Raw genomic sequence first — 12,132 nt, 5'->3', positions numbered from 1 at the left:
CCCCGGAACTTCCCCGGGGCGGGCGGCTTCGTCTGCGAGGCCGTGACCGGATTCGAACCGGTGTAACTCGAGTTGCAGTCGAGCCCCTGAACCACTCGGGCACACGGCCGTGTGCGGGTGCTTCGTGCTGATGTGTCGACCGTAGGGGCCACGGGAGACGGGCTCAAGGGTGCGGGCCGCGCTGCAATGCGACTGCCATACCGCGTTCATGCTCGGCGCCCGGTCCTACGACCAAGGGACGAGTGCGCGACCGCCTCACGACAGGGCCGAAAGCGGATCTTGACCCTTACTCTTGGCTTCATGACCGCCCTCGAACCGCGTGACGCCGATGTCTCGCCCCGTGCTGTGGACGCTCCCGTCGTCGCCGAGTCCGAAGGGGTGCTGGGCCGGACCTATCGGGCGCTCAGCATCGGCATTGTCTCCGTCGTCTTCCTGATCGCCTTCGAGGCGACCGCCGTCGGGACCGCGATGCCGGTCGCCGCCCGGGAGCTGCACGGCATTCCGCTCTACGCGTTCGCGTTCTCCGCGTACTTCACCACCAGCCTCTTCGCCATGGTGCTCTCCGGGCAGTGGGCGGACCGGCGCGGGCCGCTGACGCCGCTCGCCACCGGGATCGGTGCCTTCGGCGCCGGTCTGCTGCTGTCGGGGACGGCGGCCGGCATGTGGATGTTCATCGCCGGGCGGGCCGTGCAGGGGCTCGGTGGCGGGCTGGTGATCGTGGCGTTGTACGTGGTGGTCAGCCGGGCCTATCCGGAGCGGATCCGGCCGGCGATCATGGCCGCTTTCGCCGCGAGCTGGGTCGTTCCGTCCGTCGTCGGGCCGCTCGCCTCCGGCAGCGTGACCGAGCATCTGGGCTGGCGCTGGGTCTTCGTCGGGATTCCGGTTCTGGTGGTCTTCCCGCTGGCCCTCGCGCTGCCCGCGATCCGACGCATGGCGTCCGGGCCCGCTGATCCGTCGGCGCCCGTCGAACCGTACGACCGCCGGCGCATCGTTCTGGCGCTCGCCATTTCGGTGGGGGCCGGTCTGCTGCAGTACGCGGGGCAGGAGCGGAACTGGTTTGCGCTGATTCCGGCCGCCGCGGGTGTCGCTCTGCTCGTTCCCGCCGTACGGGGGCTCCTGCCCGTCGGCACCGGGCGCGCGGCGCGCGGGCTGCCGTCGGTGGTGCTGCTGCGCGGGATCGCCGCCGGGTCGTTCATCGCGGCCGAGTCCTTCGTGCCGCTGATGCTGGTGACGCAGCGCGGGCAGTCCCCGACGATGGCCGGGCTGTCGCTCGCCGCCGGGGGCGGGACCTGGGCGCTCGGCTCGTACGTGCAGGCCCGGCCGCGCCTGGAGCCGTACCGGGAGCGGCTGATGGTGGGCGGCATGGTGCTGGTCGTCGCGGCGATCGCGGGCGCGCCGTCGGTGCTGATCGCGGGGGTTCCGGTGTGGACGGTGGCGGTCGCCTGGGCCGTCGGGTGCTTCGGCATGGGCATGGTGATCGCTTCGACGAGCGTGCTGCTGCTGAAGCTGTCGCCGCCCGAGGAGGCGGGGGCCAACTCCGCAGCGCTCCAGATCTCCGACGGGCTCTCGAACGTGCTGCTGCTGGCGGCCGGGGGTGCGGCCTTCGCCGCGCTCGGCGGCGGCGCCGTGGGGGCGGTGCACGACTCGGTGGAGGCGGGTGCTGCGGGGGCGCATCCGGGGGCGTTCGCGGTGGTGTTCCTGCCGATGGCGGGGGTGGCACTGGTGGGGGCGTGGGTCGCCGGCCGGGTGCGGGAAAAGGCGTAGTACCGCGTGGTGCCACGCCTGCCGGCGTTTTCGGCCAGGACGCTTCTGCCGGACGTCCGGCAGAAGGCCGCGGCGCCGACGGAGTCCCCGGCAGGCAACCGCGCGCCGGTGGTCGGGTGCGGAAACGCACAGGTCGTGTGCCGGACGATGCGCTTGTCGGCGCCGCCGTCGATGCCGACGAGGCCGGGACGTTCGTGCCGGACGTGTGCCGGGGCGCCCTCGGCATGCCCGGACCCGCCGCGAAACCGCCCCGATTCGCCGCGTGGCCACACCCTGTGAAGAGGGTCTCAACGGGGACGAACCACGGCTCGTTCGTACGGGGTTCCGCTCGGGCCCCCGGTAAGGTGGCCCGGTTGTCGTATCGCGTACGAGCCCCTCCCGGCCCGTACGGGCAGCGCCCCACGTACCCGAGAGCCCCGAACCGGAGACCGTGACTACTACCGCCTCCCACCACCTCTCACCCGCCTATCCCGGCCGCGCCCCCTGGGGCACGGCCGGCAAGCTGCGAGCCTGGCAGCAGGGCGCCATGGAGAAGTACATCCAGGAGCAGCCGCGTGACTTCCTCGCGGTCGCCACGCCCGGCGCAGGGAAGACCACCTTCGCGCTGACCCTCGCGTCGTGGCTGCTGCACCACCACGTCGTGCAGCAGATCACCGTCGTCGCGCCGACCGAGCACCTGAAGAAGCAGTGGGCGGAGGCGGCCGCCCGGATAGGGATCAAGCTCGACCCCGAGTACAGCGCCGGACCTGTGAGCAAGGAGTACCACGGGGTCGCGGTCACGTACGCCGGTGTCGGTGTCCGCCCGATGCTGCACCGCAACCGGTGCGAGCAGCGCAAGACTCTCGTGATCCTGGACGAGATCCACCACGCCGGTGACTCGAAGTCCTGGGGTGAGGCGTGCCAGGAGGCGTTCGACCCGGCGACCCGGCGGCTCGCGCTGACCGGTACGCCGTTCCGGTCCGACACCAACCCGATTCCGTTCGTCGCGTACGAGGAGGGGAACGACGGGATCCGGCGTTCCTCGGCCGACTACACCTACGGCTACGGGAACGCGCTCGCCGACGGCGTCGTCCGCCCCGTGATCTTCCTCAGCTACAGCGGCAACATGCGCTGGCGGACCAAGGCCGGTGACGAGATCGCCGCCCGGCTCGGCGAGCCGATGACCAAGGACGCCATCGGGCAGGCCTGGCGGACCGCGCTGTCGCCCACCGGCGACTGGATCCCGAACGTCCTCGCGGCCGCCGACAAGCGGCTGACCGAAGTGCGCAAGGGCATTCCGGACGCGGGCGGACTCGTGATCGCCACCGACCAGGAGTCCGCGCGCGAGTACGCCAAGATCCTCAAGAAGGTCACCGGCGAGAAGGCGACCGTGGTCCTCTCCGACGAGAAGGCCGCATCGAAGAAGATCGACAAGTTCAGCGAGGACGACTCGCGGTGGATGGTCGCGGTCCGGATGGTGTCGGAGGGCGTCGACGTGCCGCGTCTCGCGGTCGGTGTGTACGCCACCACCATCTCGACCCCGCTCTTCTTCGCCCAGGCCGTCGGACGCTTCGTGCGATCGCGCCGGCGTGGCGAGACCGCTTCCGTCTTCGTACCGACCATTCCGATGCTCCTCGACTTCGCGAACGAGATGGAGGTCGAGCGGGACCACGTCCTCGACAAGCCCAAGAAGGGCAGTGACGAGGAGAACCCGTTCTCCGAGGAGGACAAGCTCCTCGCCGACGCGGAACGCCTGGAGGACGAGGAGACCGAGGACCAGCTGCCGTTCGAGGCGCTGGAGTCCGACGCGGTCTTCGACCGGGTGCTGTACGACGGCGCCGAGTTCGGCATGCAGGCGCACCCGGGCAGCGAGGAGGAGCAGGACTACCTGGGGATTCCCGGGCTGCTCGAACCCGACCAGGTGCAGTTGCTGCTGCAGAAGCGGCAGACCCGGCAGATCGCGCACAGCAGGCAGAAGCCGGCCGGGGAGGCCGATCTGCTGGAGAAGCCGGCGGAGGCCCGGCCGGTGGTCACGCACAAGCAGCTGCTGGGGCTGCGCAAGCAGCTCAACACGATGGTGTCGGCGTACACGCACCAGAGCGGCAAGCCGCACGGGGTGATCCACACCGAGCTGCGGCGGGTCTGTGGAGGGCCGCCGAGCGCGGAGGCGACGGCGGGGCAGATCCAGCAGCGGATCAAGAAGGTGCAGGAGTGGGCCACCCGGATGAGGTGAGTCCGCTCGTGTCAGGTGCCGGCCCGGTACGGGGACAGAAATCCTCGTGCCGGGCCGGTGTCGTCCGTGCGGACCGTCGCCGTCGCGATCCGGGTCGAGGAGGCCTCGTCGACCGCGGGCCGCGACCGCCGCATTCACCGTCCAGGACGCCGCGTTCGCCCTCGACATCACCGTCCGGGAACCGGCCACGAAGGCGCCACGGGCCTGCGAGGTCCTGATCGACGGAAAAATTATGCGACATTCGTTCACCGTGAGTTAACGATGGTTCACTTCTGTGCACTGAGTGTCGCAACGGAGTCGGCCGACCTGAACGCGCGTAGATGTTCCGGATCCCGCCGGCGCCGCGCTGACCGGCGCTTATGCTCCCGCGGCACAGCCACAGCTCCGCGTGCGCCCGGATTCTGGACGAGGTCTTCCGCTGAGCGGACTGGCTCGCTACTGTCCCCAAAAAAGTGAACGCCCCGTGGCAGTGCCGCCGCGGAGCGCAGCCGGTGCCTTGGCCGCCGGCGGCCTCTCCGTGCGTCGCCGCTGGGACCGGCGACGCAACCTCCGTGAGGGTGCCGCCACTCACCGAAGAGGAGAGGGCGTCGTGACCGCGGAGACCTCCCAGACGCTCGACCGGGGACTACGCGTCCTCAAGCTGCTCGCCGACACCGACCACGGGCTGACCGTCACCGAGTTGTCCAACAAACTCGGCGTCAACCGCACCGTCGTCTACCGTCTGCTGGCCACGCTGGAACAACACGCCCTGGTACGCCGTGATCTGGGTGGTCGGGCCAGGGTGGGACTCGGCGTGCTGCGCCTGGGCCGCCAGGTGCATCCGCTGGTACGGGAGGCTGCGCTGCCCGCGCTGCGGTCCCTGGCCGAGGACATCGGAGCCACCGCCCACCTGACGCTGGTCGACGGCAGCGATGCGCTGGCGGTTGCCGTCGTCGAACCGACCTGGACCGACTATCACGTGGCCTACCGGGCCGGCTTCCGTCATCCGCTCGACAAGGGCGCCGCGGGCCGGGCGATCCTGGCCGCACGGGCGAAGCCGGTGTCCGAGACCGCGTTCACGCTCACACACGGCGAGCTGGAAGCGGGCGCGAGCGGCGCGGCGGCGGCTCTGATGGGGGTCACGGGCGTGGAGGGCAGCGTGGGCGTGGTGATGCTGGCGGACGCCGTACCGGAACGGGTCGGACCGCGAGTCGTCGACGCGGCGCGCGAGGTCGCGGACGCGTTGCGGTAGTACCAGGGGCGTCCGGTGACCGCTTTGTCCTCCGCCGCCGGACGGGCCGGTCCCTCCGCGGACCGGCCGGGCGGATGAACCCGGCCAGGTTAGATTGGACAGGTGCTCACTCGCCTCTCGCGCCCCCGCGCCCTCGCCCTGTGCGCCCTGCCCGTCGTAGCCCTCTTCGGCGTCGCCGCCTTCGCGCCGCTGCCGTTCACCGTGGCGCAGCCGGGCACGACCGCGAACGTACTCGGGGACGTCCACGGCACTCCCGTGATCAGGATCAAGGGCACGCCGACCCGCGCCACCAGCGGCCAGCTGCGGATGACGACCATCATCGCGACCGGGCCGACCGCCGACGTCGGGATCGGCGACGTGATCGACGGCTGGTTCCGGACCGACCGGGCGGTCCTGCCCCGTGAATCGGTCTACCCGACCGGCGGCTCCGAGAAGGAGATCGAGAAGCACAACCTCGAGGACATGAAGAAGTCGCAGAACTCAGCCGTGGACGCGGCCCTGCGGTACCTCGGCAAGGCGCCCGGATCGGTGGACGTGACCCTGCACCTCGCCGATGTGGGCGGGCCCAGTGCCGGTCTCTTCTTCGCTCTCGGCATCGTCGACAAGCTCGACGGCAACGGCTCCGGCGGTGATCTCACCGGTGGCCGCACCGTTGCCGGCACCGGCACGATCGAGGCGGACGGTACGGTCGGCGCGGTCGGCGGCGTATCGCTGAAGACCCAGGCCGCCCGGCGCGACGGCGCCACTGTCTTCCTCGTACCGAAGGCCGAGTGCAAGGCGGCGGGCGCCGAACTCCCCAAGGGGCTCAAGCTGATCCCGGTCACCACACTGAAGAGCGCGGTGTCCTCGCTCACGGCCCTCGACAAGGGGGCCAAGGTTCCGAGTTGCTGACACGGGGCGATTCGCGCACGCCCCGGGGCCTCTCGTCCGGATCATGCCGGACGGGCGGCGCCGGCCTTCGCCTCCGCAGGCTCCTGCGCGGACGGCCGGTCGTCCATCGTGCGCCACGCGGGGAAGATCATCGGGCTCACCGTCGCGAGCGTGTAGACCGCGCCCAGCGCAAGGAGCGCACCGTCCGCCCCGATGCTCTCCACCAGCAGCCCCGCCAGCAGCCCGCCCACCGGCATCGCCAGTTCGCAGCCCGCGGTGAGCGCCCCGGAAACCCGGCTGCGCAGCTGCTGCGGTACGCGTTCGTACGTGATCGTCGTCAGGATCGGGTTCAGGACCCCGCCCGCGAGGCCACCCAGCAGCATCGTCACCGCGAGCGGCAGCGTCGTGTCCGTCAGCGCGGCAACCACGAACCTCGGTCCCCCGCACAGCACCACGCACACCGTGAACACCGCACGCCGGGAGAACCGGTGTCCCACCGCCCCGTACACCAGCGCGCCCGTCAGCCCGCCCGCCCCGAACAGTGCGGTGAGCAGGCCGAGTTGGGGTGCGCCGCCCAGTTCGCGCTCGGCGTGCACCGGGAGCAGCACGGCGTTCCAGCCCTGATCGGTGCCGTTCATGAAGAGCACCATCACCACGACGGCCAACAGCAGCCGGTTGGAGAACAAGTAGGCGTATCCCTCGCGCAGTTCGCGGCTGTACGTGCGCAGTGAGGTCGGTGCCGCCGCTTTTCGCGGCTCGGCCGCCCGTACCCCTCGTACGCCTGCCGCGATGAGCAGCGCGGACGCGCCGAAGGTCGCCGCGTCCAGCAGCAGCACGGTCTCCGCGCCGACGAGCGCGATCAGCACCCCGGCCAGTGCCGCGCCGGTCATCCTGGCGCCGCGCGAGGTGGCGTCGAAGAGGCTGGCGGCGCGGGTGACCGTGGTCCCGGCATGTTCGGCGAGGTCCGGCAGCAGGACGTAGCGCGCGGTGTTGCCGGGGGTGTGGACGAGCCCGTTCAGTGCCATCAGGGCGCAGAGCATCCAGAATTCGAGCGCCCCGGCGTAGTGGAGCAGCGGAATGGTGGCGATGGCGAGTGCGCAGACGGTGTCGGAGGCGACGGAGATCCGCCGCCGTCCGATCCGGTCGATGACGGGCCCGCCGACGACCGCGGAGATGATGATCGGCAGTGTGGCGCAGAAGGCGACGACGCCGGCCCGGCCGGCGCTGCCCGTGGTCTGCAGGACGAACCACGGGACCCCGATCAGGGTGAGCGAAGTGCCCGCGGTGGATATGCAGTTGGCCGCGAGAAGCGCGGCGAGCGGCTTGCGGTTCCCCCCGTCCATGGCTAAACCGCGCGGGGGGAGGGCGCGGAGAGGGCGCGCCGGTCCGACAGGACGCGCAGGCCCAGCTCGACCAGTCCCCAGCCCAGCTGTGCCCGCAGGGTCCGGTGCGGTGCCCGCGGCGCCCGGGCCGTGAGCGACATGCGGAACTCGTCGGCCTGCCGACGCAGTTCGGCGCCGTGAAGGTGCTGCAGCATCAGGTGCGTGTCGGGGTGCATGGTGGTGTCCTCTCAGTCGGTGGGGCGCGGGAACATGTGCAGGTGGGTGCGGACGACGGCCGAACCTTCGGTGCCTTCGGGGACCCGGTCCCGGTAGCTGTCGATCAGGTCGTGGATCTTCTTGGCCAGCTCCAGGGAGAGCTCCGGGGTGAGTCGCACCTTGAAGTCGCTGACGTCGAAGCCGCGCAGCCACTCCTCGGGCCATTCGTGCATGGTGCCGAGCCAGGTGTTGAGCTCCTGGGTGTGCGTGGTGGCGATCTCGTGCAGGACGACTCCGATGGCGCCGCGCACCTCCGGGTCGGGGTCGCGGAGGTAATCCGCACTGCGGTCGAATGCGGTGCCCTTGTGCACGGCACGCCACCATCGCTCGCGTCCCTTGCCGAGCGCCGGGTCGTCCTCGACGAAGCCGTGCGCGGCCAGTTGCCGCAGGTGGTAGCTGGTGGCGCCGCTGGACTCGCCGAGCCGGTCGCCGAGCTTCGACGCGGTCGCGGGGCCGAACTCCCGGAGGGCGTTCAGGAGTCGGAGCCGGAGCGGGTGTGCCAGCACGCGCAGGGTGCGGACGTCGACACGGAGGATGTTTGGGTCGAGCGGCTTCTCGCCGTCGGCTTCGTTCGCTGCCATGCCTCGACTGTAGACTTACAAAGGTTCCTTTGCAACACCTCTTTGCAACATGTTCTTTGTAACTCCGGGAGACCTCGGCCCCGGCTGCCCGCTACCCCTTCTTGATGAACCCCTCCGCGATCAGCCAGTCCTTCGCCACCTCGTGCGGGTCCTCCCCGTCCACATCCACCTTCGCGTTCAGCCGCTGCGCGACCTCGGTCGTCAGCCGCCTGCTGACCGGGTCCAACAGATCGGCGATCTCCGGGTACTTGTCGAAGGTCGCGGTGTGGACGACGGGCGCGGCGTTGTAGTTGGGGAAGAAGTGCTTGTCGTCCACGAGGACGTCGAGGTTCATCGCCTTGATCCGGCCGTCCGTGGTGAACACCTCGCCCAGCAGGCAGGAGTTGGACTTCGAGACCTGGGTGTAGATGATCCCTGCGTCCATCTTCCTGATGTTGGAGGCCGGGATCGACATCCCGTAGGCCTTCTCCATTCCCGGCAGTCCGTCGTCGCGCGAGGCGAACTCGTTCTCCACGCAGATCGTCACCGCCGCCGGGTCCATCTTCGCCAGCGCGGCGACGTCGGAGAGCGTCCTCAGGTGGTACTCCGCGTTGTTCTTCTTGCTGATGGCCAGCGCGTAGGTGTTGTTGAGGGTGGACTGCGGCAGCCAGGTCACCCCGTTCTTCCGGTCCTCGTCCCGGACCGCCTCCCACTGCATCAGCGGGTTGGCGATCGGCTTCGCATGGCCGAGGTACGTGATCCAGGCAGTGCCCGTGTACTCGTACATCGCGTCGGCGCCGCCCTTGATGATGGCCTCGCGCGCGCTGATCGAACCCGGCAGGTTCGTCCGGTCGAGGACCTCGGCACCGGCGGCCTTGAACACCAGGCCGATCATCTGGCCGAGGACGATGTTCTCGCTGAAGTTCTTCGAGGTGACGGTCAGCGAGGCACCGTGCAGTGGCTGCCCCCGGCCGACCGAGCCCGGCACCACGTCGTCGACCATCGGCGAACCGCTCTTCAGCCCGCACCCGGCGAGCGTCACCCAGAGCAGCATCAGGGTCCCGAGGAGACCGGCCGCCCTGAGCCTCCGTGCCGCTCCCCTCCCCGTGCTCACGCCCCCACCTCCAGCCCGCGCGGCGTCAACGCCACCTCGACCAGGGAGGCCAGCCAGTCCACCAGCAACGCCAGCACCACCGTCAGCACGGAACCGAGCACCAGTACCGGCATCCGCTGCGTCTGGATGCCCGACGTGATCAGGTCCCCCAGCCCGCCGCCCCCGACGAACGTCGCCAGCGTCGCCGTGCCGACATTGAGGACCAGCGCCGTCCGTACCCCCGCCAGGATCAGCGGTACGGCGAGCGGCAGTTCGACCTTCGTCAGCGTCCCCATCGCCGACATGCCGATGCCGCGCGAGGCCTCGACCAGATTCGGCTCGATCGCCCTGAGACCGGCCACGGTGTTGGAGAACACCGGCAGCACGGCGTAGATCACCATGCCGATGATCGCGGTTGACGGGCCGATGCCCAGCCAGATCACCAGCAGTGCCAGCAGGCCGATCGCCGGGGTCGCCTGGCCGATGTTGGCGAGGGCCGTGACCAGCGGGGCGCCCCGGCGCAGCCTGCGCCGGGTCAGCGCGATCCCGAGCGGAACGGCGATGATCAGCACCCAGAAGGTGGAGATCGCGGTCAGCTTGACGTGCTGCCACCAGCGCAGCTGCACATTGCCGCCGGTCAGCGAGTTCTTGGCGATCGAGTCGAGGTGGACGTTGGTGATCCACAGATAGGTGAGGGCGAGGACGACCGCCAGGGCGGCCGGCATCAGCACCAGCTTGCGCCAGGTGATCCGGCGCCGCGGCGCGGCGGGCGGCGGCGCGGGTTCCTCCTCCTCGTCGCGGAAGACGTCCTGGACGTCGTGCTCGCCCGGCAGCGGGGACGACGACGGGCGTTCCCCGGGCCCCGGCGGCACCGACCGGTGGGGGTTCATGTCGTGGGGATTCATGCGCCCGCACCGCCCTCCAGCTCCTGCTCGGTCTGATGGGCGCGCAGCTCCTCCAGATCGTGCTGGTGCTCGATGGCGGTGAGCCGGTCGGCCTCCAGGAGCTCATGAACGGAGTTCATCAAGGTCTCCATGTCGACGACCCCGATGAACTCGCCGCGCCGCCCCGTCGCCGCGACCCGTCCTCCGCTGTCGAGCAGTACGGCCTCCAGCGCGTCGTGCAGTGTGGCGTCCAGGGTCACCGTGTCGTGGACCAGTTGGCCGGCGCGTGCCAGCGAGCCCCGGGCCCGCATCAGGTCGCCGCGCCTCAGCCACTTGTACGGGCGGTTCCTGCGGTCCAGCATCAGGAGCTCGTTGTGCGGGCCGCTGCGCAGCTTGTTGAAGATCGACTGGAGCGGGTCGTCGACCGTCACCGTGGGGAACTCGGCGATCCCCACATCCCGTACCCGGGTCAGGTTGAGCCGCTTCAGCGCCGCGCCCGCGCCGACGAATCCGGAGACGAAATCGTCCGCCGGGTTGGTGAGGATCGCCTCAGGGGTGTCGAACTGCGCGATGTGCGATCGCTCCCGCAGCACGGCGATCCGGTCGCCCAGCTTGATCGCCTCGTCGAAGTCGTGGGTGACGAACACGATCGTCTTGTGCAGCTCGTGCTGCAGCCGGATCAGCTCGTCCTGGAGGTGGTCGCGGGTGATCGGGTCGACGGCGCCGAACGGCTCGTCCATCAGCAGCACCGGCGGGTCGGCAGCCAGCGCCCGCGCCACGCCCACCCGCTGCTGCTGACCGCCGGACAGCTGCCGCGGATAGCGCCCGTGGAACTCCCTCGGGTCGAGACCGACCAGATCGAGCATCTCCTCGACCCGGTCCTTCACCCTCGACTTCGACCAGCCGACCATCCTCGGTACGAGAGCGATGTTCTCGGCGACCGTCATGTGCGGGAACAGCCCGGACGACTGGATCGCGTACCCGACCTTGCGGCGCAGCTTCACCGGGTCGATGTCGGTGACGTCCTCGTCGTTGATCCTGATCCGGCCGGACGTCGGCTCGATCAGCCGGTTGATCATCTTCAGGGTGGTGGACTTCCCGCAGCCGGACGGCCCGACGAAGATCACCGTCTCGCCGGCCTTGATGTCCATCGAGACGTTGTCCACGGCCGGGCTCGGATTGCCCGGGTAGCGCTTGGTCAGGTCCTCCAGCTGGATGGTGGCACCGGAGGCGGCGGCGGGTGTCCCGGCCGCCCCGGTGTCGGTCTCAGGCACGGATCCCCCTGGGAATGGTCAGTCGCCCGAGCAGCACGTACGCGGCGTCGAAGAGCAGAGCGAGGATGACGATGCCGAGCGTGCCTGCGAGAACCTGATTGAACGCGTTGGCGCTGCCCAGTGAGGCGATGCCGCGGAAGATCTCGTTGCCGAGTCCGGGTCCGGAGGCGTACGCGGCAATGGCGGCGATCCCCATCAGCATCTGCGTGGAGACGCGGATGCCGGTGAGGATCGGCGGCCAGGCGAGCGGCAGCTCGACCCTGCAGAGCCGCGCGATCCGGGACATCCCGATGCCCTTCGCCGCGTCGACGAGGGACGGATCGACGCCGCGCAGCCCGACGATGGAGTTGCGGACGACCGGCAGGAGCCCGTACATCGTCAGAGTGATCACGGTGGGCGGGACGCCGAGCCCGACCAGCGGGATCAGCAGACCGATCGCGGCGAGGGACGGGATGGTGAGGATGGTGGCCGTGGTGGTGATGGCCAGCGAACCGCCCCAGCTGCTGCGATAGGTGACGATCCCGATCAGGATGCCGAGCGCGGTGGCGATGACCATGCACTGGAACACGGCGCTGACGTGCTGGTACGCGTCGGTGAGCAGCTGCTGGTGCCGATTGCCCAGATACTCCCAGAAGCTCACACGTCA

The 12,132-nt window shown here is 70.1% G+C and carries 11 protein-coding genes and 1 tRNA gene; 4 read left to right on the top strand and 8 right to left on the bottom strand.

Going from position 1 to position 12,132, the window contains the following annotated elements:
* Nucleotides 1-37: 37 nt before the first annotated feature.
* Nucleotides 38-109: transfer RNA gene (locus ACFU6I_RS36665), tRNA-Cys, on the bottom strand.
* A gap of 191 nt (nucleotides 110-300) precedes the next feature.
* Between ACFU6I_RS36665 and ACFU6I_RS36660 the strand changes: the two genes are divergently transcribed.
* The 4 genes from ACFU6I_RS36660 (at nucleotide 301) to ACFU6I_RS36645 (ending at nucleotide 6,098) form a co-directional block, all read left to right on the top strand.
* Complete coding sequence (locus tag ACFU6I_RS36660; protein ID WP_384041737.1) at nucleotides 301-1,764, top strand: MFS transporter; 1,464 nt, start codon at nucleotides 301-303, stop codon at nucleotides 1,762-1,764.
* Nucleotides 1,765-2,194: 430 nt separating this feature from the next.
* The gene (locus ACFU6I_RS36655; protein ID WP_366692583.1) at nucleotides 2,195-3,976 is read left to right on the top strand and encodes a DEAD/DEAH box helicase; all 1,782 of its coding nucleotides are present in this window, start codon (nucleotides 2,195-2,197) and stop codon (nucleotides 3,974-3,976) included.
* Nucleotides 3,977-4,565: 589 nt separating this feature from the next.
* Nucleotides 4,566-5,207, top strand: coding sequence for a helix-turn-helix domain-containing protein (locus ACFU6I_RS36650; RefSeq protein ID WP_345517851.1), 642 nt, complete (start codon nucleotides 4,566-4,568; stop codon nucleotides 5,205-5,207).
* Between the two features lie 102 nt (nucleotides 5,208-5,309).
* Nucleotides 5,310-6,098: a S16 family serine protease gene (locus tag ACFU6I_RS36645; protein ID WP_384375089.1), complete on the top strand. Its 789-nt coding sequence runs from the start codon at nucleotides 5,310-5,312 to the stop codon at nucleotides 6,096-6,098.
* A 41-nt stretch (nucleotides 6,099-6,139) separates the two neighbouring features.
* Here ACFU6I_RS36645 and ACFU6I_RS36640 read toward each other — a convergent pair whose 3' ends face one another.
* The 7 genes from ACFU6I_RS36640 to ACFU6I_RS36610 form a co-directional block, all read right to left on the bottom strand.
* Nucleotides 6,140-7,420: an MFS transporter gene (locus ACFU6I_RS36640; RefSeq protein ID WP_384375087.1), complete on the bottom strand. Its 1,281-nt coding sequence runs from the start codon at nucleotides 7,418-7,420 to the stop codon at nucleotides 6,140-6,142.
* A 2-nt stretch (nucleotides 7,421-7,422) separates the two neighbouring features.
* The gene (locus tag ACFU6I_RS36635; RefSeq protein ID WP_384041753.1) at nucleotides 7,423-7,635 is read right to left on the bottom strand and encodes a hypothetical protein; all 213 of its coding nucleotides are present in this window, start codon (nucleotides 7,633-7,635) and stop codon (nucleotides 7,423-7,425) included.
* A gap of 12 nt (nucleotides 7,636-7,647) precedes the next feature.
* Nucleotides 7,648-8,256 carry a helix-turn-helix domain-containing protein gene (locus tag ACFU6I_RS36630; RefSeq protein ID WP_384375084.1) on the bottom strand — a complete coding sequence of 203 codons (609 nt, stop codon included), beginning with the start codon at nucleotides 8,254-8,256 and terminating at the stop codon, nucleotides 7,648-7,650.
* A 91-nt stretch (nucleotides 8,257-8,347) separates the two neighbouring features.
* A complete protein-coding gene (locus tag ACFU6I_RS36625; protein WP_384375097.1) occupies nucleotides 8,348-9,289 on the bottom strand; it encodes a glycine betaine ABC transporter substrate-binding protein in 942 nt (313 codons plus the stop codon).
* A 56-nt stretch (nucleotides 9,290-9,345) separates the two neighbouring features.
* Nucleotides 9,346-10,218: an ABC transporter permease gene (locus tag ACFU6I_RS36620; protein ID WP_384375094.1), complete on the bottom strand. Its 873-nt coding sequence runs from the start codon at nucleotides 10,216-10,218 to the stop codon at nucleotides 9,346-9,348.
* Nucleotides 10,219-10,229: 11 nt separating this feature from the next.
* Nucleotides 10,230-11,486: an ABC transporter ATP-binding protein gene (locus tag ACFU6I_RS36615; protein ID WP_384375081.1), complete on the bottom strand. Its 1,257-nt coding sequence runs from the start codon at nucleotides 11,484-11,486 to the stop codon at nucleotides 10,230-10,232.
* Nucleotides 11,479-12,126 (bottom strand): ABC transporter permease, encoded by a 648-nt coding sequence (locus ACFU6I_RS36610; protein WP_384375078.1) that lies wholly within the window; start codon nucleotides 12,124-12,126, stop codon nucleotides 11,479-11,481. The genes ACFU6I_RS36615 and ACFU6I_RS36610 overlap by 8 nt, the downstream gene beginning before the upstream one ends.
* Nucleotides 12,127-12,132: the final 6 nt, after the last annotated feature.

The sequence above is a fragment of the Streptomyces sp. NPDC057486 genome, assembly GCF_042802415.1.
In the GTDB taxonomy this organism is placed as follows: Bacteria; Actinomycetota; Actinomycetes; order Streptomycetales; family Streptomycetaceae; genus Streptomyces; species Streptomyces yanii.
The sequence above is the reverse complement of the archived record's forward strand: the minus strand, read 5'-3'. Positions and strand labels throughout refer to the sequence as shown.

What these genes read in the sequence shown, in the direction of transcription:
- ACFU6I_RS36660 (WP_384041737.1), top strand. Translation starts at nt 301, where the DNA reads ATGACCGCCCTCGAACCGCGTGACGCCGATGTCTCGCCCCGTGCTGTG.
- ACFU6I_RS36640 (WP_384375087.1), bottom strand. Translation starts at nt 7,420, where the DNA reads ATGGACGGGGGGAACCGCAAGCCGCTCGCCGCGCTTCTCGCGGCCAAC.
- ACFU6I_RS36635 (WP_384041753.1), bottom strand. Translation starts at nt 7,635, where the DNA reads ATGCACCCCGACACGCACCTGATGCTGCAGCACCTTCACGGCGCCGAA.
- ACFU6I_RS36630 (WP_384375084.1), bottom strand. Translation starts at nt 8,256, where the DNA reads ATGGCAGCGAACGAAGCCGACGGCGAGAAGCCGCTCGACCCAAACATC.
- ACFU6I_RS36625 (WP_384375097.1), bottom strand. Translation starts at nt 9,289, where the DNA reads ATGCTGCTCTGGGTGACGCTCGCCGGGTGCGGGCTGAAGAGCGGTTCG.
- ACFU6I_RS36620 (WP_384375094.1), bottom strand. Translation starts at nt 10,218, where the DNA reads ATGAACCCCCACCGGTCGGTGCCGCCGGGGCCCGGGGAACGCCCGTCG.